Origin of the sequence: Streptomyces sp. 3211.6, from assembly GCF_003634815.1 — a bacterium.
Classification (GTDB): domain Bacteria; phylum Actinomycetota; class Actinomycetes; order Streptomycetales; family Streptomycetaceae; genus Streptomyces; species Streptomyces katrae_A.
This window is the reverse complement of the sequence record NZ_RBXC01000001.1, coordinates 3,855,760-3,874,613: the sequence shown is the minus strand read 5'-3', so window position 1 is coordinate 3,874,613 and position 18,854 is coordinate 3,855,760. Positions and strand designations below refer to the sequence as shown.

Here is an 18,854-nt window from a genome sequence, read left to right as displayed (position 1 = left end):
TGACGTGCGGGGGAGAGGATTCCATCAAGTGAGGACGAAGCCGACCATGTACAAGAGAATGCTTCGCTCGGCGCTTGCCGTTGTTTTCTCCGCTGTTGCGGTCTTTGGGGCAGTCAGCGCCGTCAATGGCGATGCGGGGAGCGCTCGGGCCGACAGCGGTTGGAACACCGCGCCCGCAGGCAAGGAAGACAGCGGCTGGAACAACATGGCGTCCGGCGACAGCGGCTGGAACATCGCCCCGACGGGCGCCGGCCCGGTCGCCACGACGAACGGCGAGCCCGACAGCGGTTGGAACTCGACACCCGAGACGGTCGCCTGATGACCCCCGACGACCGCGACTTCCGGCGCGAGATGGCTTCGGCGTACCGCTCTGGCTGGCAGTTCATCGACCTCGCCACGGCGATCCCCTACGCCGGCGACTCGCTGATGGTCACCCTGTTCGGCCAGCCGATCGTCATCGTGCGCGAGGAGGACGAGGACGTCCGTGCCTACCGCTGCCTGCGCCGCCCCCGGGGCGCACCGCAGCCCGTCCGCTGTGAAGTGCGGTACGGCATGGTCTTCGTCAACCTCGATCAGCGTGATCACCAGCTCTTCGAACCCGATATCACCACCGCCACCCCCCGCAGTGCCTGAGGCGATTCCCCCGTCGTTGCAGATCGCTCCAGGTGCTTCCCCCACACAACGGCGCCATCGTGGACCTGACCACGATGGCGCCGTTGTGCTGTCCGCGTCCAGTGTCCGAACCGGACATCCGGGTGAGGATCCACTGAGAAACGGTCCAGGACCGCTTGAGGACCGCTCGAATCCGGCCGTTTTTCTCAGGCGCGCCCCATGGCCCGGTCCAGCGTGATCTCCAGGACCACCCGGTCGGGGTTGGGCGAGGGCGTCCGCCCGTACCGCTGCGCGTAGCGCGCCACCGCCTCGGCGACCGACGCCTCGTCGCTGCGGACCACCGCGCGGCCCTCCAGCGTCGCCCAGCGCCGGCCCTCCATCTGGCACACCGCCACCCGTGCCGCTCCGCCGGGTGCCTCCAGGACGTTGCGCACCTTCTTGCTGTGCTTGCTGCTGATCACCCGCGCGAGCCCGGCCTCCGGGTCGTACGTCACCCCCACCGGGACCACGTGCGGGGTGCCGTCGGGCCGCGGGGTGGTCAGGGTGCAGACGTGCCGCTCCCGCCAGAAGGCGAGGTAGTCGGGCGTCGGGTTGAGTACGTCGTGGACCGGCTTCGAAACAGACATGGCCCGAAGCATATGTCCGGGCCGAATCCGGCCTTGAGTGGAATAGACTCAACTTTGCAGACGCTGAACCTGTCAGAGTTGTGAAAGTCCCGCCGGAGAGGAGAAACCGAGAGTGGACGCCGAGCTGACCAACAAGAGCCGTGACGCGCTGAACGCGGCCACCAGCAGGGCCGTCAAGGACGGCCACGCCGACCTGACCCCCGCGCACCTGCTGCTGGCCCTGCTCGCCGGCGAGGACAACGAGAACATCACCGATCTGCTCGCCGCGACCGGGGCCGACCAGGCCGCCGTCCGCGCCGGCGCGGAGCGGCTGCTCGCCGCCCTGCCCAGCGTCACCGGCTCCACCGTCGCGCCCCCGCAGCCCAGCCGCGACCTGCTCGCCGTACTCGCCGAGGCCGACTCCCAGGCGAAGGCCCTCGGCGACGACTACCTCTCCACCGAACACCTCCTCATCGCCGTCGCCGCCAAGGGCGGCCAGGCCGGTGAGGTCCTTTCCGCCCAGGGCGCGACCGCGAAGAAGCTGCTGGCCGCCTTCGAGAACGCACGAGGAGGACGGCGGGTGACCACCCCCGACCCCGAGGGCCAGTACAAGGCCCTGGAGAAGTTCGGCACCGACTTCACGGCGGCGGCCCGCGAGGGCAAGCTCGACCCCGTCATCGGCCGCGACCACGAGATCCGGCGCGTCGTCCAGGTCCTCTCGCGCCGCACGAAGAACAACCCGGTGCTCATCGGCGAGCCCGGCGTCGGCAAGACCGCCGTCGTCGAGGGCCTCGCCCAGCGCATCGTCAAGGGCGACGTCCCCGAGTCCCTGAAGAACAAGCGGCTCGTCGCCCTCGACCTTGGCGCCATGGTCGCCGGTGCCAAGTACCGGGGCGAGTTCGAGGAACGCCTCAAGACCGTCCTCGCCGAGATCAAGTCCAGCGACGGCCAGATCATCACCTTCATCGACGAGCTGCACACCGTCGTCGGCGCCGGAGCCGGCGGGGACTCCGCCATGGACGCGGGCAACATGCTCAAGCCCATGCTGGCCCGCGGCGAGCTGCGCATGGTCGGCGCCACCACCCTGGACGAGTACCGCGAGCGCATCGAGAAGGACCCGGCACTGGAGCGCCGCTTCCAGCAGGTGCTGGTCGCCGAGCCCACCGTCGAGGACACCATCGCGATCCTGCGCGGCCTCAAGGGCCGCTACGAGGCCCACCACAAGGTGGTCATCAACGACAGCGCCCTCGTCGCCGCCGCCACCCTCTCCGACCGCTACATCACCTCCCGCTTCCTCCCCGACAAGGCCATCGACCTCGTCGACGAGTCCGCCTCCCGGCTGCGCATGGAGATCGACTCCTCCCCGCTGGAGATCGACGAGCTCCAGCGCTCCGTCGACCGGCTGCGCATGGAGGAGCTGGCGCTGAAGAACGAGTCCGACCCGGCCTCGATCGAGCGCCTGGACAAGCTCCGCAAGGACCTCGCCGACAAGGAGGAGGAGCTGCGCGGCCTCACCGCCCGCTGGGAGAAGGAGAAGCAGTCCCTCAACCGGGTCGGCGAGCTCAAGGAGCGCCTGGACGACCTGCGCGGCCAGGCCGAGCGCGCCCAGCGCGACGGTGACTTCGACTCCGCCTCCAAGCTGCTCTACGGGGAGATCCCGGCGCTGGAGCGCGAGCTGGCCGAGGCCACCGAGGAGGAGGCCAAGGCCGGTCCCGTGAAGGACAGCATGGTCAAGGACGAGGTCGGACCCGACGACATCGCGGACGTGGTCGCCGCCTGGACCGGCATCCCCGCCGGCCGCCTCCTGGAGGGCGAGACCCAGAAGCTCCTGCGCATGGAGGAGGAGCTGGGCCGCCGCCTGATCGGCCAGACCGAGGCCGTACGGGCCGTCGCGGACGCCGTGCGCCGCACCCGCGCCGGCATCGCCGACCCGGACCGGCCGACCGGCTCGTTCCTCTTCCTGGGCCCCACCGGCGTGGGCAAGACCGAGCTGGCCAAGGCCCTCGCGGACTTCCTCTTCGACGACGAGCGGGCCATGGTCCGCATCGACATGTCCGAGTACTCCGAGAAGCACAGCGTGGCCCGGCTCGTCGGCGCCCCGCCCGGGTACGTGGGCTACGAGGAGGGCGGCCAGCTCACCGAGGCCGTCCGGCGCCGCCCGTACAGCGTGGTGCTGCTGGACGAGGTGGAGAAGGCCCACCCCGAGGTCTTCGACATCCTGCTCCAGGTCCTCGACGACGGCCGCCTCACCGACGGCCAGGGCCGCACGGTCGACTTCCGCAACACCATCCTGATCCTGACCTCCAACCTCGGCAGCCAGTTCCTGGTGGACCCGCTCCCCTCCGCCGAGGACAAGAAGGCCCGGGTCCTGGAGGTGGTCCGGGCGAGCTTCAAGCCGGAGTTCCTCAACCGCCTGGACGACCTCGTGGTCTTCGCGGCCCTCACCCGCGACGAGCTGGCGCACATCGCCGAGCTGCAGATCGGCCGCCTGGCCAAGCGCCTCGCCGACCGCCGCCTGGCCCTGGACGTCACGCCCGAGGCCCTGGCCTGGCTGGCCGACAAGGGCAACGACCCGGCGTACGGCGCCCGCCCGCTGCGCCGCCTGATCCAGACGGCCGTCGGGGACCGGCTGGCCAAGGAGATCCTGTCCGGCGAGGTCAAGGACGGCGACACGGTCCGCGTCGACGTGGCCGGCGAGGACCTGCTGGTGGGCCGGGCCCTGTAGCCCCCGCGCCCGTAAGGACCGCCGCGCGTCCGTGTCCGCCCGGAGCGGATCGGGCGTGCGGGGGTGGACAGGGGGTGGGCGCGATGGTGGAGGATGGCTGTATCCGCACGAAGGGAAGTACACGGTGAGCATCGACCCGGCCTCGATTCCGAACTTCGGGGGTCAGCCCGAACCGCAGGCGACAGGACCGGCGGGCCCCGTCGTCCCCGACCAGGACCTGGTCAAGCAGCTCCTGGAGCAGATGGAACTCAAGTACGTCGTCGACGACGAGGGCGACCTCGCGGCGCCGTGGGAGGACTTCCGCACGTACTTCATGTTCCGCGGTGAGGGCGAGCAGCAGGTCTTCTCCGTCCGCACCTTCTACGACCGCCCCCACGCGATCGACGACAAGCCGCAGCTGCTCGAGTCGATCGACGACTGGAACCGCCGCACCCTGTGGCCCAAGGTCTACAGCCACACGCACGACGACGGCTCGGTCCGTCTGATCGGCGAGGCGCAGATGCTGATCGGCACCGGCGTCAGCCTGGAGCACTTCGTGTCCTCCACGGTCAGCTGGGTCCGCGCGTCGATCGAGTTCGACAAGTGGCTCGTGGAGCAGCTCGGCCTGGAGAAGGAGATCGACTCCGCCGAGGGCGACTCCGGCTCCGAGGACGGGGACGACGCCTAGCCGTCCCCGCCCCCCGGCCCGCTACAGGGGCACCTTCGCCAGGAGCAGGAGGTACGCCCCGTAGCCGAACGACAGCCCGGCCATGCCGGCGGTCACCGCGACCGCCGTGCGCGGCCGGGCTTTCGCCGTGGCGGCGGCCAGCGGGATCAGCAGCGGGAACGCCGGCAGCAGGAACCGCGGCTTCGACTCGAAGAACCCCGCCCCGCCGAGGGTGATCACCAGCAGGACCGCGGTGTACACCAGCAGCGGCAGCGGCGCCCGGTCCAGCAGCAGGAGCACGGCCGACAGCCCGGCCACGGCCAGGGTGGCCACCGTGACGGCCACCGGGAGCGTCACGCGCCCGCCGGTCAGGACCTCGCCCACGGCGGCGACCGTGCCCGCGCCGAAGTCGAAGCGCGAGCCCCACTGCCGCTGCACGGTGAAGTAGCCGAGCAGCTCGTGCCGGCGCGCCCCGACGGCCAGTACGTACGCGACCCAGCCCGCGGGCGCCAGCAGCCCGGCCGCCCACACCTCGGGCGTCCGGTTGCCCCGCAGCAGCTCCCGCAGGGCCGGCAGGCTCACGGCGGCGGCCACGGCGATCCCGGTCGGCCTGGTCAGCCCCGCGAGCACCGCCAGGGAGGCCGCCCACATCCAGCGCCCGCGCAGCAGCGCGTACAGCGCCCAGGCGGCCAGTGCGCACAGCAGCGGCTCGGTGTAGCCGAGGTTCAGCACCACGGCGTGCGGCAGCGAGGCCCACAGCGCGACGAGCAGCACCCCGGCCCGCGCCCCGAGCAGCCGCTCCCCGACCCGGTACACGCCCGCGGCGGCCACCGCGGCGGCCGCCCAGGCCACCGCGAGCCCGGCGACGGGGCCGCCGCCGAAGAGGTGCACCAAGACGGGGTACAGCGGGAAGAAGGCGGCGTCGCTCTGGATGGAGTCGGAGGCGGGCCACATCTGGGTGCGGCCGTAGCCGTTGGCGGCGATGGAGAGGTACCAGTAGGAGTCCCAGGAGCCGCCGAGCACCTTGACCGGGTCGCGCCCGGCCCACCAGGCCCCGAGGGCGACCACCAGCACCCCGGCCCCGCGCACGCCGGCGAACACGGCGAGCGCCGCCCCGGCCGGCGCGGCCGGACCGGGGCTTCGGACGGTCCGCGCGGGGGCGGGCGGGGTCCGCTGCGTCGATACGCCCACGGCGGGGCCTAGAGCGCCCTCAGCCGGTCCACGGCTTCGCTCAGGACCTCCGTCTTCTTGCAGAAGGCCCAGCGGACCTGGGTGGAGCCGGCCTCCTGGTCGTCGTAGAAGACCTGGTTGGGGATGGCGACGACCCCGCAGCGCTCGGGCAGGGCGCGGCAGAAGGCCAGGCCGTCCTTCTCCCCGAGGGGGGAGATGTCGGTGGTGATGAAGTACGTGCCCTGCGGGCGGAAGACCCGCAGGCCGGCGGCGGTGAGGCCGTCGCTGAGCAGGTCGCGCTTGGCGGCGAGGTCGGCGCGGAAGGCGTCGTAGTAGGTGTCGGGGAGGGCGAGGGCCTCGGCGACGGCGTACTGGAAGGGGCCGGAGGAGACGTAGGTGAGGAACTGCTTCGCCGAGCGGACGGCCGAGACCAGCGCGGGCGGGGCGGTGATCCAGCCGACCTTCCAGCCGGTGAAGGAGAAGGTCTTGCCGGCGGAGGAGATGGTGACGGTGCGTTCGCGCATCCCGGGCAGGGAGGCCAGCGGGGTGTGGCCGCCTTCGAAGACCAGGTGCTCGTAGACCTCGTCGGTGACGACGAGCAGGTCGCGCTCGACGGCCAGCTCGGCGATGGCGGCGAGTTCCCCGGGGGTGAGGACGGTGCCGGTCGGGTTGTGGGGGGTGTTGAGCAGGAGCAGGCGGGTGCGCGGGGTGACGGCGTCGCGCAGGGCGTCGAGGTCGGGGCGGAAGCCGGGGGCGCGCAGGGTGAGCGGGACGCGGACGGCGCCGGCCATGGCGATGCAGGCGGCGTAGGAGTCGTAGAACGGCTCCAGGGCGATGACCTCGTCGCCCGGTTCGAGGAGGGCGAGGAGGGCGGCGGCGATGGCCTCGGTGGCGCCCGCCGTGACCAGGACCTCCGTGTCGGGGTCGTAGCCGAGGCCGTAGAAGCGCTGCTGGTGGGCGGCGATCGCCTCGCGGAGCTCGGGGACGCCCGGGCCGGGCGGGTACTGGTTGCCCCGGCCGTCGCGGATCGCCCGGACGGCCGCCTCGGCGATCTCGGCGGGGCCGTCGGTGTCGGGGAAACCCTGGCCCAGGTTGATCGACCCGGTGCGGGCGGCCAGGGCCGACATCTCCGCGAAGATCGTGGTGCCGAAGGCCGCCAGGCGGCGGTTGAGGAAGGGGCGGTCGCTGCTCACGAGTGCGCTCATGGGCGCCATCCTGCGGGGAACCTCTGGACTTGCTCAAGTGCGCTTTGGCGGGTTCGGCCCGCGGGCATCCCCCTGCACACGGGACACGGGGATCCCGTCCCCCGGGGGACCGGGGGTGTCAGGAAGGGGGCGGTGGCCATGGTCGTCGTCGTACTGGTCGCAGGGGCGATCGCCGCAGTGGTCGTCTGGGTCGCGAGGAAGCTGTCCGGCGGGGGCGGATCCGGCAGCGGCGGGAGCTCCGGCGGCAGCTGGTGGGCGGGCGGCGGGGGGTCTTCCTCCTCCTGCGGTTCGTCGTCCTCCTGCGGATCGTCCTGCGGTTCCTCCTGCGGTGGCGGCGGGTGCGGGGGGAGCTGACACTGGAGCGGGGCGGCGGGGGCCGCGTGGACAGGGCGCCCGGCGGGGACAACTTCCTTCGGGCGTCTTCTTGTTCGGGTGCGTACGAAGGCGTACGGACGGCCTGGTGTTGAACACGTGAACCGGGTAGCCCCCGAGGGGATGTAAACCCCTTCAAGTTGGGTAAAAACGCTGTGAGTGCCGTGCCTTTCATGATTCCCTCGGTTGAGTAGACCAGTCCTCGGAGGACCTCCCTGGACTTCTCCCCCAGCTACCGCTGGGGGGACCCCCAGTGGACCCGTGCCGGTATTCCCCCACCCGTTCTGTTGCCGCCGGCGGGCCCCGGCCCCTCTCCCTCGCGCGTTTGCGGAGCCGACTCATGCTCACGACCCTCCAGACCACCTACACCGACACGCGTGCCGCCGATCTCGCCTGGGCCCTGGGACGGGACCGGCTGCCCGCCCTGGCCGTACTGAACCTCCAGCTCCAGGACGCGAAGGTGGAGTTGCGCCTGCTCGGGGCCTCCCATCAGGTGCTCCTGGAGGAGGGCGAGGTGCTCTGTTCGGAGACGGTCGCCTGTATGCCCGGCAGCCGGACGCCGCTGCCGCTGGGCGTGGCCAAGCGGGTGGGTGACTGGGAGTACGAGTTCGCCGCGCGCGTCGAGACCCTTTCGCGCGGTTCGTTCGCGGGACGGGCGCAGGAGCTGCTGGCCCTGGTCGCGGATCACCCGAACGGACTGGCGGGCACCTTCCCGGGCGACCCGCACGCCTTCACCGCCATGCTGGCCCAGCACCACGAGGGGCAGGTGCGCTGGCGGACCTGGCACGCGTACCCGCAGGAGGGTCAGCTGGTGGCCACCCGGACCCGGGTGGGCGTGCGGATGGGGGCGCCGGTCTAGCCGCCGTTCCGTACGGCCGGGTTGTGTACGCATTAGGCCAACTGGCGGGATCAATGGGGCACTTGCACCCATGTGGGTGACAGGGTGTCCGTGGGTGGTGACGTACGGTTCGCTGCATGATCGACCGTTCCGCCCCCCGCGGGGTGCTCCCGGCGGCGGAGCCGCGGGGCGTGCAGACCGTTCCGGCCGCCCTGCCCGTACAGCCCCGGACCGGCCGACTCCTCGTCCTGGCCACGGTGTTCGTCTGTGCCGCCTGCGGACTCGTGTACGAGCTGGAGCTGCTCGCCCTCGGCTCGTACCTCATCGGGGACTCCGTCACCCAGGCGTCCGTCGTGCTGTCCGTCATGGTCTTCGCGATGGGCGTCGGTTCCCTCCTCGCCAAACGGCTCCGCACCCACCCCGCCGTCGGCTTCGCCGCCATCGAGGCCGGGCTCGCCCTGCTGGGCGGGTTCTCCGCCATGGCCCTCTACGCGAGCTTCGCCTGGCTGGGCGAGTCCCGGCCCGCGCTCGTCGCGTTCTCCTTCGCCATCGGGGTGCTCATCGGCGCCGAGATCCCGCTGCTGATGGTCCTCATCCAGCGCATCCGCAGACAGGACGCCGGCGGGGCCGTCGCCGACCTGTTCGCCGCCGACTACGTGGGGGCCCTGGTCGGCGGACTCGCCTTCCCCTTCCTGCTGCTGCCCGTCCTCGGCCAGCTCACCGGGGCGATGCTCACCGGCACCGTCAACGCCGTGGTCGGCGGCGGCCTGGTCCTGTGGCTGTTCCGCCGCGACCTCAGCCGGCGCTGCCGCTGGCTGATCCTCGCCGTCAACGCCGCGGTGCTGGCCGGTCTGGCCTGCGCGACCCTGCTCGCCGACGACTTCGAGCGCGTCGCGCGTACCGCCGTCTACGGCGAGGAGGTGCGCGTCGCGGTGCAGACCGGGGTGCAGGAGCTGGTGCTGACCGGCCCCTCCACCGGCTCCCCACGCTCCCTCGACCTCTACCTCGACGGGCGGCTGCGGGTCAGCGGCTACGACGAGTACCGCTACCACGAGGCCCTGGTGCACCCCGCGATGACGGGTCCGCACGCCCGGGTCCTGGTCCTCGGCGGCGGCGACGGGCTCGCCGCCCGTGAGGTCCTGCGCTACCCGGACGTCGTGTCCGTCACCGTCGTCGAGCTCGACCCGGGGGTGGTCCAGCTCGCCCGCACCGACCCGATGCTCTGCGCCCTCAACGGCCGGGCCTACGAGGACCCGCGCCTGGACGTGGTCTCCCAGGACGCCTTCCGCTGGCTGCGCGGACCCGCCGCCCGCGCCCGGTTCGACGTGATCGTCTCCGACCTCCCCGACCCCGGCATCACCCCGAGCACCAAGCTGTACTCGCAGGAGTTCTACGGGCTGGCCGCGCGGGCCCTGAACCCGGGCGGCCGCATCGCCGTCCACGCGGGACCGCTGAGCACGAGACCCCGTACCTACTGGACCGTCGAGTCCACCCTGCGCGCCGCCGGCCTGCGCACCACCCCCTACAGCGCGGGCGGCCGCCTCTCCGGCTTCGCCGCGGGGCCCGACCGCACCCTCGGCGCCGCCGACGCCCCGCCGCAGGACTGGGGCTTCGTCCTCGCCGCCCGGGACCGGGTCCCCGAGCTGCGGGTGGACCGCGACACGCCCGCCCTGCGCGCGGTGTCCACCCGCGGCCTCCAGGACGCCGCCCGCGACGCGGCCCGCCTCCGGCTGTCCGGCCTGCCGCCCTCCACGCTCCCGCACCCGCGCTACTCCTAGGACCACGGGCCCCGTCGCGTCCGTGTGCAGGGGCGGCTCTCGTCGGTAGGCTCGACCGCATGGAGCATCAGGTGTTCGTACCGGTACCGGCAGACGATCTGCGCGCCGTGCTGCGCGACCCCGCCCGGGTGGCCCGCTGCGTGCCCGGACTCCAGCAGGACGCCGACGCCGACGCGGCCGCCGGGGCCGTGACCGGGCGGCTCAGGCTGCGCGTCGGCTCCAGCACCGTCACCTACCGGGGGACGCTGGCGCTCGCCGAGCGGGACCCGGAGCACTTCACCGCGGACTGCGAGGGCGCCGAGGTACGCGGCCACGGCACCGTCAAGCTGTCCGCCGTGCTGCGGCTGATCCCCCACGACGGTGGGACCCGGCTGGAGTTCACCGGGGAGGCCGGCGCCGACGGACGCACCGCCGCCTTCGACCCGGAAGCCCTGACCACCGCCGTCCGGCGGCTGCTCGACCGGCTCTGCGCCAACCTGGCCGAGGAGGCCGGCCCCCGGGAGCCCGGGGTGCAGGGGGAGCCCGGGACCGGTGCGTCCTCCGTGTTCGACGCCGAGGTGCCGCCGCCGTCCCTCGACCCCTTCCTGGACGAGGGCTTCCCCGACCTGCCCGACTTCGCCGGGCTGCCCGAGCTGGGCGAACTCCCGCAGACCGCCGGGCCCGGGGACGCCGCCGACGACCCCACCGCACCCCCTCACCCGCCGGCCGAGGCCGCCCACGCCCGCCGCACGATGATCGGCCGCAGCGCGGAGGAGGTCGACCACGCACCCCCGCGCGGCCGTTACGCCCCCGTCCCGGCCCCCTCCTCCGGCGGGAGCTCCCCCGCCCTGCGCTGGATCGCCCCGGCCGCGGCCCTGGCCCTGGCCTCGGCGGTGGTCGTGGGACGGGCCCTGCGCCGACGCCGCTGAACGGCAGCCGGGGCACTGCCGAGTCACCACTGAACCGTCGCCGAGCCGCCGTTGAGCGGCAGCCGACCCCGATCGCCGTAGGGTCGGCCGTATGAGTACGCAACTGAGCTCCGGCGGCGCCGACATCACCATCGACCAGGAGAACGGCTGCCGCATCGCCGGCCTGCGCGTCGACGGCATCGAGCTGCTGCGCCAGGGCCCGCGCTACGGGGCCTTCCCGATGGTCCCCTGGTGCGGCCGCACCGCGAACGGGGAGTTCCGCGACGGCGGCACCGTCCACCGGATGCCCCTCAACCACCCCCCGCACGCCATCCACGGCCTGGGCCGCGACCTGCCCTGGCGGACCGCCTCCGTGACCGGCACCGGGGCGGCCTTCTACTTCGACCTCGCCGACCCCTGGCCCTACGCCGGCCGGGTGACGCAGACCTTCGAGCTGGGCGGGGACTCCCTCAAGATCAGCATGGGTGTGGAGACGTACCAGGACTCATTCCCGGCGCAGGCGGGCTGGCACCCCTGGTTCAACCGCACCCTGACGGACGGGGGCGCCGAGGCGCAGATCGCCTTCGAGCCGGCCTGGCAGGAGGAGCGCGGTGCGGACCACCTGCCGACCGGCCGCCGGATCGACCCCGCCCCCGGCCCCTGGGACGACTGCTTCGGGATGCCCTACGGGGTCGACGTCACCCTCACCTGGCCGGGGGAGCTGGAGCTGAAGGTCACCAGCCCGGCCGAATGGGTGGTCGTGTACGACGAGCAGCCCGAGGCCGTCTGCGTCGAGCCGCAGTCCGGTCCGCCGAACGGACTGAACACCCTCCCGCGCCTGGTCACCCCGGTGGACCCGCTGGAGGTCTCCACGACCTGGACCTGGCGCCGCCTCGGCTAGAGCCCCCTTAAGCTCGACGGCATGACTGACGTACGCGATGCGCTTCTGCAGCAGATCAAGGACAAGGCCGTCGTGCACGGCAAGGTGACCCTCTCCTCCGGCAAGGAGGCCGACTACTACATCGACCTCCGCCGCATCACCCTCGACGGCGAGGCCGCCCCGCTGGTCGGTCAGGTCATGCTCGACCTGACCGCCGACCTCGAATTCGACTGCGTCGGCGGCCTGACCCTGGGCGCCGACCCGGTCGCCACCTCGATGCTGCACGCCTCCGCCGCGCGCGGGCAGCGCCTGGACGCCTTCGTCGTCCGCAAGGCGCAGAAGGCGCACGGCATGCAGCGCCGCATCGAGGGCACCGACGTCAAGGGCAAGCGCTGCCTGGTCGTCGAGGACACCTCCACCACCGGCGGCTCCCCGCTGACCGCCGTCGAGGCGGTCCGCGAGGCCGGCGGTGAGGTCGTCGCCGTCGCCACCATCGTGGACCGCGGCGCGGCCGAGGCCATCGCCGGAGCGGGCCTGCCCTACCTCACCGGCTACCAGCTCGGCGACCTGGGCCTGGCCTGACCCTCCCCGGCGGCCCCTGCGCGGCCCGGGCCGTCTCGGAGTGTGGTCGCGAAGGGGTGGTGAGGGGGTCTCGGAGCGGGCCCGCCGCAACGGGTGACGAAGGTCCCCGGAAGCTCTCGCTCCACTCCTGACCTGCACCTTTTCGGAAGGGCGGGGTGTTTCACGTGAAACACCCCGCCCTTCTCGCCGTGCGAGGGCCGTCACGCGGGGTGGAGTGTCGCGCCGAGTCTGGAAAGATAGGCGCGACGTCTGACGTCGCCCCCAGGTCAGGGCCCGCAATAAGCACACTCCCCGCACATCCAAGGAGCGGACAGATGCCCATCGCAACCCCCGAGGTCTACAACGAGATGCTCGACCGGGCGAAGGCAGGCAAGTTCGCCTACCCGGCGATCAACGTGACCTCGACCCAGACCCTGCACGCTGCGCTGCGCGGCTTCGCGGAGGCCGAGAGCGACGGCATCATCCAGATCTCCACCGGCGGTGCCGAGTTCCTGGGTGGCCAGTACAACAAGGACATGGTCACCGGCGCGGTCGCCCTGGCCGAGTTCGCGCACGTCGTGGCCGCCAAGTACGACATCACGGTCGCCCTGCACACCGACCACTGCCCCAAGGACAAGCTGGACGGCTACGTCCGCCCGCTGCTCGACATCTCCGCCGAGCGCGTGGCCAAGGGCCTGAACCCGCTCTTCCAGTCGCACATGTGGGACGGCTCCGCCGAGACCCTGGCCGACAACCTGGCCATCGGCCAGGAGCTGCTCGCCAAGGCCGCCGCCGCGAAGATCATCCTCGAGGTCGAGATCACCCCGACCGGCGGCGAGGAGGACGGCGTCAGCCACGAGATCAACGACGAGCTGTACACCACCGTCGAGGACGCCATCCGCACCGCCGAGGCCCTGGGCCTGGGCGAGAAGGGCCGTTACCTGCTGGCCGCCTCCTTCGGCAACGTCCACGGCGTCTACAAGCCGGGCAACGTCGTGCTCCGCCCCGAGCTGCTCAAGGACCTCCAGCAGGGCGTCGGCGAGAAGTACGGCAAGAGCAGCCCGTTCGACTTCGTCTTCCACGGCGGCTCCGGCTCCACCGAGCAGGAGATCGCCACCGCGCTGGAGAACGGCGTCGTGAAGATGAACCTGGACACCGACACCCAGTACGCCTTCACCCGCCCGGTCGCGGACCACATGTTCCGCAACTACGACGGTGTCCTGAAGGTCGACGGCGAGGTCGGCAAGAAGTCCACCTACGACCCGCGCACCTGGGGCAAGCTGGCCGAGGCGAGCATGGCCAAGCGCGTCGTCCAGGCCTGCGGCGACCTGCGCTCCACGGGCACCAAGCTGAAGTAGTCCCCGGCGCCCACCGCGCCCGGGACCCGCAGAGGGGTCCGCCCGTCCGGAAACGGACGGGCGGACCCCTCTTTCGTGTGCGCGAGGTGACAGGGCCGGTGGACGTCCACCCGCGCGATGGTGTGGAATACCGGAAAACGTACCCGTGGGAATGTGAAGCCGGCGGGCCAGGAGAGGCGACGCCACCGATGAAGACCGAGAGACCCCAGGTGAAGCAGGACCGGGCGGTGCGCACCCGCCACGCCATCCTGCAGGCGGCGGCCGTGGTGTTCGAGGAGCACGGCTACGACGCGGCCAAGCTCTCGGACATCGTCAACATCGCCAAGGTCACCAAGGGTGCCCTCTACTTCCACTTCGAGTCGAAGGAAGGCCTGGCCCAGGCCGTCATCGACGCGCAGAACCAGGGCCAGCCGCAGGCCCTGCCCCAGCCGTACAAGGCGCAGGAGTTCATCGACATCGGCATGGTCTTCTCGCACCGGATGCGGCACGAGGTGCTGATCCGGGCGAGCGCCCGGCTCACGCTGGACCAGACGGGCCGCGACCTCGACCGGGCGACGCCCTACGAGACCTGGATAGAGCTGTGCACCGGCCTGCTCTCCGAGGCCCGCGACCGCGGGGAGCTGCTGCCCGGCGTGGAACCGGTCGTGCCCGCCCGGCTGATCGTCGGCGCGTACGCGGGGCTGAACACCATGTCCCACACCCTCGGCCTCGACCTGGACGCGCAGGTCGCCGAGCTCTACACGCACGTGATGCCGAACGTGGTGGTCCCGGCCGTGGCGATCCGCCTGGACACCGCCCCGGGGCGCGGAGCCCGGGCCCTCCACGGGCCGCTGGGCGCGCACACCTGCCGGGTCGGCTGCGCCGGAGGGGTCGCCCCGGCCGGGGAGTTCGGGGACCAGGACGACCCCGCCGCCTGAACTGCCCCACCAGCCCCGCCCCTTCCCAAAAAGATCCCCCCGGGTATTATTTTTTTGCTCGCCTGCCCAGGGAGAACACTGTGGACATTGAGGTACTCGGCGCACCACGGGTCACCGAGAACGGTGTGCCCATCACCGCCCCCACACCGGAGTCCCGGCACGTCCTGGCGGCCCTCGCGGCCTGCCCCGACCGGGTCGTCCCGGTCTGCGTGCTCGCCGACGAGCTGACCCGCCACACCTCGCCCGAACACTCGCGCGCCGTCCTGCACACCGCCGTACGCCGGCTGCGCGAGCGGTTCGCGGAGGCCCTGGGGGCCGGCTCGGTGCGTACCCCCGAGAGCGTCCTGGCCGCGCGTCCCGGCGGATACCTCCTCGACACCGGCGGCGGCCGCTGCGACGTCCGCGAGTTCGAACGCGAGGCCGGCGCCGGCTACCGGGCCATGGGCCGGGGGGACTTCGCCCAGGCCGCCTCCCGGCTGCGCCGCGCCCTCGACCTGTGGACCGGCCCCGCACTCGACGGCATCGACGCCGGGACCTGGCTGCGCGGCCGCACCGCCTCCCTCGACGCCGACCGGCTGTCCGTACTCGGCCAGTGGGTCGAAGCCGAGCTCGCCCTCGGTCACCACCGCGAACTGCTCCTGGAACTCGCGGGCCTGCGCGGTGCCGAGGGCCGCCACCACGACGGCACCTACCTCGCCGCCCTGCGCCGGGCCGAGACCCGCGTGGCCGCCCTGCGCGCCGCCCTCCCCGGCCCCGGCCTCACCCTGGCGGGCGCGGTACGCCGCTGACGGGGCGCGGAGCCCACGGCCCGGCCGGAGGCGACTCCCCGGCCGGAGCCCGCGTACCGCCAGGCAGGAGCCCACCGCCCGGCCAGCCTTTGACCCCTGCTTGACCCTTCGCCGCCCGGAACCTAGGTTCGGGACGGGAAGCGGGGAAAACAGCTGGTCGGAGGGGGTCGGCAGGATGCGCGGGGACGAGGCGGGCGCACTGGCCGTACTGGAACTGCTCGCGGAGGACGCCCCGCCGGGCCGGTACGAGGCGCTCCTCACCGACGCCCGCGCGGCCGGCGCCGACGACGCCACCCTCGACGGGCTCATCCGCGCCCTGGAACTGGCCCGCTCGGTCCAGGCCCGCGCCAGCCGCAGCCGGCAGCGCGAAGCCGCCCTCACCGCGCTCGTCGACACCGCGCACGACCTGACCTCCCCCTATGACATCGACGGCCTGCTCCGCCTGATCACCCGACGCGCCCGGCGCCTCCTCGGCTTCGACATGGCCTGGCTGTCCCTGAGCCGCCCCGACGGCACGGCGTACGTACGCACCTCCGAGGGCGAGACCACCGCCTTCAACGTCGGACTCGAACTCGGCACCGGCCGGGGCCTCGGCAGCATCGCCCAGGCCCGCCGCTCCCCGGTGTGGACCGCGGACTACCTCGCCGACCCCGCCATCGCGCACGCCCCCGGCATCGACGCCGTCGTCGAGGCCGAAGGCCTCCACGCGATCATCGCCGTCCCGCTGCGCCGCGGGGACTCCACCCTCGGCGCCCTCTACGGCTCCGACCGCGCCGTACGGCAGTTCAGCCCGGACGAGATCGGCATCATGCTCTCCCTCGCCGACCTGGCCGCCGTCGCCATCGAGAAGGCCCGCCTGCTGGAGCAGACCCGCGACCAGGTCACCGAGCTGGAGGCCTTCGGCTCCCGCACCCACACCGCCCTCACCCGCGTCCGCCACCTGTGGGAGTGCCACGCCCGCCTCGCCGGACTCGTCCTGGACGGCGCCGGCCTGCCCACCCTCGCCCGGGCCACCGCCGACGCGCTGGACGGCGTCCTCCAGGTACGGGACCCGGGCGGACGGCCGCTGACCGCCACCGGGGAACTGCCGGACCTGGACGAGGAGGCCGTCACCAAGGGGGCCCTCCACGCGCTGACCCTCCGGCGCCCCGTCCGGCTGCCCGGCGGCCTGTGGCTGGCCCCCGTCCTCGCCGGAGCCGAGGACCTCGGGGTGCTCCTGCTCAGCCCCTCCGCCCCGCTCGCCGACGAGGACGTACGGCTGCTCCAGCTGGCCGCCCAGTCCGTGGCCTCCCTGATGCTCATCCAGCGGGGCACCGCCGCCGCCGAGGGCCCCGTCCACGACGAACTCCTCGCCGACCTCCTCGACCGGCCGCACTCCGTCGACCCGCACCTGCTGGAACGCACCCGCCGGCTCGGCATCGACCTCGACCGCCCGCACGTGGTGGTCGTCGCCCGCCCCGAGGGCGGCGAACTGGGCAAGGCCGTCGCCTGGGCCTCCTCGTACGCCTACCGGATGGGCGGCCTCAAGGGCGTCCGCCGGGGCTGCATCGTCCTCGTGCTGCCCGGCACCGACGCCTCGGCCGCGGCCCACCGCGCCTCCGGCGAGCTGTCGCCGCTGCTCGGCCACGCGGTGTCCACCGGCGCCGCCGGTCCCACCGCGGCCCCCGGCGACGTGGCCCGTACCTACGCCGAGGCGGTGCGCTGCCTCGACGCGCTGACCGCCCTCGACGGGGTCGGCGGCACCGCCTCCCTGCGGGAACTGGGCTTCCTCGGCCTGCTGCTGTCCGCCGACCACGACGTGGAGGCGTACATCACCGGCACCATCGGCCCCGTCCTGGAGTACGACTCCGGCCGCCCGGCGGAGCTGACCCGCACCCTGGAGGCGTACTTCGCCTCCGGCGCCAGCCCCACCCACGCCGCCGAGGCCCTGCACGTCCACCCCAACACCGTCTCCCGCCGCCTGGAGCGCATCGCCGAACTGCTCGGCCCCGACTGGCAGAAGCCCGGCCGGGCGCTGGAGATCCAGATGGCGCTGCGGCTGCGCAAGACCCGTGCCGTCCTGCACGACCGCCGCACCGCCGCCAACCGCTCGGGCGCCGCCCCCTACGCGGCCCCGTACGAGAGCCCGTAGCCCTCCGTCGCCGTCAGCGCCCGCGCGGCGTGTGCCACCGAGGCCAGCGTCACGTGCCGGTGCCAGCCCGGCAGCGCCCGCCCCGCGAAGTCGCGCAGCCCCGCCTCCTGACCGCTGTGCTCGGCGGCGAACGCCACCCGCCGGCCCTGCTTCGTCAGCCGCAGCAGCGGGCCCACCGGCAGCCGCACCAGGTCCGTCACCCACAGCTGTGACGGGGCGCGCCGCGGGTCCGTCCACTCCCCGACCAGCAGCAGGTGGCGGCGGCGGGCCGGCGAGGGGTCGGGCATCATCACCCGCACCGCGACCGCGAGGGTGCTGCGGTGCCGGCCGGGCCCGGCCGCCGGATCGGGGTCGGTCCACTCCACCGGCGTGCTGAGCCCCTTCACCGCCTGCAGGACGTCCCGTGCGCAGCGGGCCCCCGCCCCGTGCCCGGGCAGCGCCGGATCGGTGACGAGCAGGGGGGTGGACGGGCTGATCCGGGCGATGACGGGCAGCCCCGCCTCCGCGAAACGGTTCATCGTGGAGCGCGTCCCGATCTGCCGGATGTCCAGCACCACGGGCCGCACCGGGCTCCCGCTGCGCCGCACCGTGGAGATCACGGCGGCCGCCGCGGCCTCCTCGTAAGCGGCCCGCGCGGCGTGCTCCCCCGACGGCTCCGCCGCGTATCCCTTCGGCCGCCCCGGCTCCCGCCCCCGCTCGGGGTCCTGCTCCGGGTCCGTCTCCGTCTCCGGAAGGAACATCTCCCAGCCCACCGGCGTCGCCAGCGCGGCCGAGGCGAACCAGGTCCCGAACGCCTGCTGCCCCCGGAACATCTGGCCCTGGTGGGGGTCGAACCGGTTGGCCACGCCCACCGAGTGCTCCCCGCCCTTCGGGATGGCCATCGGCTGCGCCACCCACGCCGTCAGCGGGCTCGCGGCCTCCAGGAACCGGGAGAGGTTGGCCCGGATCGGCTGCCAGTCCCAGGTGGAGCTGGAGATGAAGTGGTGCATGCTCTGCTCGGCCGCCCCGCCGCCGACCTGCCCCGCGATCCCGCGCATCGACTTGCGTCCCGGGAGGGCGAGCAGCCCCTGTACGTACCGCCTGCCCTTCTCCCGCTGGTCCTTGCGGCGCAGGGAGGACAGGACGGCGGCGCACAGGTCGTCGGCCGCCTGCCGGGCCGGATCCGGCCGCCCGCTCCCCTCGCCGGCCCCCGCCCCCGCGGATGCCCCCGTGTTCCTCCCCGTGCCCGTGACGGTGTTGCTGCTGCCCATGACCGCTTCCACGACATGCCCCCTCGGCGTGCGTCCACTGCCCCTCTACCGTCCGACGAGGACACCCCGTTGGGGGAGGTGTGCCGGTCACCGCGATCACCCCGGAGGTGGTGGGATCCCCACCACCTCCG

At 73.1% G+C, this 18,854-nt stretch carries 17 protein-coding genes; 13 read left to right on the top strand and 4 right to left on the bottom strand.

Annotated features, from left to right (window positions below):
• The first annotated feature begins 46 nt into the window (after positions 1-46).
• Positions 47-319 (top strand): hypothetical protein, encoded by a 273-nt coding sequence (locus BX286_RS17765; protein WP_185117295.1) that lies wholly within the window; start codon positions 47-49, stop codon positions 317-319.
• Positions 319-633, top strand: a complete 315-nt coding sequence (locus tag BX286_RS17760; protein WP_042820115.1) for a (2Fe-2S)-binding protein — start codon at positions 319-321, stop codon at positions 631-633. Before BX286_RS17765 ends, BX286_RS17760 begins: the two co-directional genes overlap by 1 nt.
• Before the next feature lie 185 nt (positions 634-818).
• Here BX286_RS17760 and BX286_RS17755 read toward each other — a convergent pair whose 3' ends face one another.
• Positions 819-1,238, bottom strand: coding sequence for a pyridoxamine 5'-phosphate oxidase family protein (locus BX286_RS17755; protein ID WP_079428295.1), 420 nt, complete (start codon positions 1,236-1,238; stop codon positions 819-821).
• Between the two features lie 112 nt (positions 1,239-1,350).
• On the opposite strand from BX286_RS17755, the gene clpB reads away from it, so the two are divergent.
• Both clpB and BX286_RS17745 read left to right on the top strand, forming a co-directional pair.
• A complete protein-coding gene (clpB, locus tag BX286_RS17750) occupies positions 1,351-3,942 on the top strand; it encodes an ATP-dependent chaperone ClpB (protein WP_121015463.1) in 2,592 nt (863 codons plus the stop codon).
• 124 nt (positions 3,943-4,066) lie between these two features.
• A complete protein-coding gene (locus tag BX286_RS17745) occupies positions 4,067-4,609 on the top strand; it encodes a YbjN domain-containing protein (protein ID WP_100863385.1) in 543 nt (180 codons plus the stop codon).
• A 21-nt stretch (positions 4,610-4,630) separates the two neighbouring features.
• Here the strand turns inward: BX286_RS17745 and BX286_RS17740 are convergent, their stop codons facing one another.
• Positions 4,631-5,779, bottom strand: coding sequence for a hypothetical protein (locus BX286_RS17740; RefSeq protein ID WP_260338082.1), 1,149 nt, complete (start codon positions 5,777-5,779; stop codon positions 4,631-4,633).
• 8 nt (positions 5,780-5,787) lie between these two features.
• Complete coding sequence (locus tag BX286_RS17735; protein WP_100863387.1) at positions 5,788-6,972, bottom strand: pyridoxal phosphate-dependent aminotransferase; 1,185 nt, start codon at positions 6,970-6,972, stop codon at positions 5,788-5,790.
• 703 nt (positions 6,973-7,675) lie between these two features.
• Between BX286_RS17735 and BX286_RS17725 the strand changes: the two genes are divergently transcribed.
• The 9 genes from BX286_RS17725 (at position 7,676) to BX286_RS17685 (ending at position 17,473) form a co-directional block, all read left to right on the top strand.
• Positions 7,676-8,194 (top strand): DUF2617 family protein, encoded by a 519-nt coding sequence (locus BX286_RS17725; protein WP_079428290.1) that lies wholly within the window; start codon positions 7,676-7,678, stop codon positions 8,192-8,194.
• A gap of 116 nt (positions 8,195-8,310) precedes the next feature.
• A complete protein-coding gene (locus BX286_RS17720) occupies positions 8,311-9,951 on the top strand; it encodes a polyamine aminopropyltransferase (RefSeq protein WP_237292931.1) in 1,641 nt (546 codons plus the stop codon).
• A 59-nt stretch (positions 9,952-10,010) separates the two neighbouring features.
• Positions 10,011-10,859 carry an SRPBCC family protein gene (locus BX286_RS17715; RefSeq protein ID WP_079428289.1) on the top strand — a complete coding sequence of 283 codons (849 nt, stop codon included), beginning with the start codon at positions 10,011-10,013 and terminating at the stop codon, positions 10,857-10,859.
• 91 nt (positions 10,860-10,950) lie between these two features.
• On the top strand, positions 10,951-11,739 hold the full coding sequence (locus BX286_RS17710; protein ID WP_079428288.1) for an aldose epimerase: 789 nt from the start codon (positions 10,951-10,953) through the stop codon (positions 11,737-11,739).
• Positions 11,740-11,760: 21 nt separating this feature from the next.
• Positions 11,761-12,300: an orotate phosphoribosyltransferase gene (gene pyrE, locus BX286_RS17705; protein WP_079428287.1), complete on the top strand. Its 540-nt coding sequence runs from the start codon at positions 11,761-11,763 to the stop codon at positions 12,298-12,300.
• Positions 12,301-12,614: 314 nt separating this feature from the next.
• Positions 12,615-13,637 (top strand): class II fructose-bisphosphate aldolase, encoded by a 1,023-nt coding sequence (fbaA, locus tag BX286_RS17700; RefSeq protein WP_079428286.1) that lies wholly within the window; start codon positions 12,615-12,617, stop codon positions 13,635-13,637.
• 188 nt (positions 13,638-13,825) lie between these two features.
• Positions 13,826-14,554 carry a ScbR family autoregulator-binding transcription factor gene (locus tag BX286_RS17695; RefSeq protein ID WP_261993457.1) on the top strand — a complete coding sequence of 243 codons (729 nt, stop codon included), beginning with the start codon at positions 13,826-13,828 and terminating at the stop codon, positions 14,552-14,554.
• 80 nt (positions 14,555-14,634) lie between these two features.
• Positions 14,635-15,342 carry a BTAD domain-containing putative transcriptional regulator gene (locus tag BX286_RS36615; RefSeq protein ID WP_159402097.1) on the top strand — a complete coding sequence of 236 codons (708 nt, stop codon included), beginning with the start codon at positions 14,635-14,637 and terminating at the stop codon, positions 15,340-15,342.
• A gap of 175 nt (positions 15,343-15,517) precedes the next feature.
• Positions 15,518-17,473 carry a helix-turn-helix domain-containing protein gene (locus BX286_RS17685; RefSeq protein ID WP_121015459.1) on the top strand — a complete coding sequence of 652 codons (1,956 nt, stop codon included), beginning with the start codon at positions 15,518-15,520 and terminating at the stop codon, positions 17,471-17,473.
• Here BX286_RS17685 and BX286_RS17680 read toward each other — a convergent pair.
• Positions 17,446-18,723, bottom strand: coding sequence for a transposase (locus BX286_RS17680; protein WP_261993456.1), 1,278 nt, complete (start codon positions 18,721-18,723; stop codon positions 17,446-17,448). The two genes, BX286_RS17685 and BX286_RS17680, sit on opposite strands and share 28 nt — an antisense overlap.
• Between the last annotated feature and the right edge of the window lie 131 nt (positions 18,724-18,854).

Coding starts and splice junctions, on each gene's coding strand:
- BX286_RS17755 (WP_079428295.1), bottom strand. CDS start 1,238: ATGTCTGTTTCGAAGCCGGTCCACGACGTACTCAACCCGACGCCCGAC.
- BX286_RS17760 (WP_042820115.1), top strand. CDS start 319: ATGACCCCCGACGACCGCGACTTCCGGCGCGAGATGGCTTCGGCGTAC.
- BX286_RS17725 (WP_079428290.1), top strand. CDS start 7,676: ATGCTCACGACCCTCCAGACCACCTACACCGACACGCGTGCCGCCGAT.
- BX286_RS17765 (WP_185117295.1), top strand. CDS start 47: ATGTACAAGAGAATGCTTCGCTCGGCGCTTGCCGTTGTTTTCTCCGCT.
- BX286_RS17685 (WP_121015459.1), top strand. CDS start 15,518: ATGCGCGGGGACGAGGCGGGCGCACTGGCCGTACTGGAACTGCTCGCG.
- BX286_RS17680 (WP_261993456.1), bottom strand. CDS start 18,723: ATGGGCAGCAGCAACACCGTCACGGGCACGGGGAGGAACACGGGGGCA.
- BX286_RS17715 (WP_079428289.1), top strand. CDS start 10,011: ATGGAGCATCAGGTGTTCGTACCGGTACCGGCAGACGATCTGCGCGCC.
- BX286_RS17695 (WP_261993457.1), top strand. CDS start 13,826: ATGAAGACCGAGAGACCCCAGGTGAAGCAGGACCGGGCGGTGCGCACC.
- BX286_RS17710 (WP_079428288.1), top strand. CDS start 10,951: ATGAGTACGCAACTGAGCTCCGGCGGCGCCGACATCACCATCGACCAG.
- BX286_RS17735 (WP_100863387.1), bottom strand. CDS start 6,972: ATGGCGCCCATGAGCGCACTCGTGAGCAGCGACCGCCCCTTCCTCAAC.
- fbaA (WP_079428286.1), top strand. CDS start 12,615: ATGCCCATCGCAACCCCCGAGGTCTACAACGAGATGCTCGACCGGGCG.
- pyrE (WP_079428287.1), top strand. CDS start 11,761: ATGACTGACGTACGCGATGCGCTTCTGCAGCAGATCAAGGACAAGGCC.
- BX286_RS17720 (WP_237292931.1), top strand. CDS start 8,311: ATGATCGACCGTTCCGCCCCCCGCGGGGTGCTCCCGGCGGCGGAGCCG.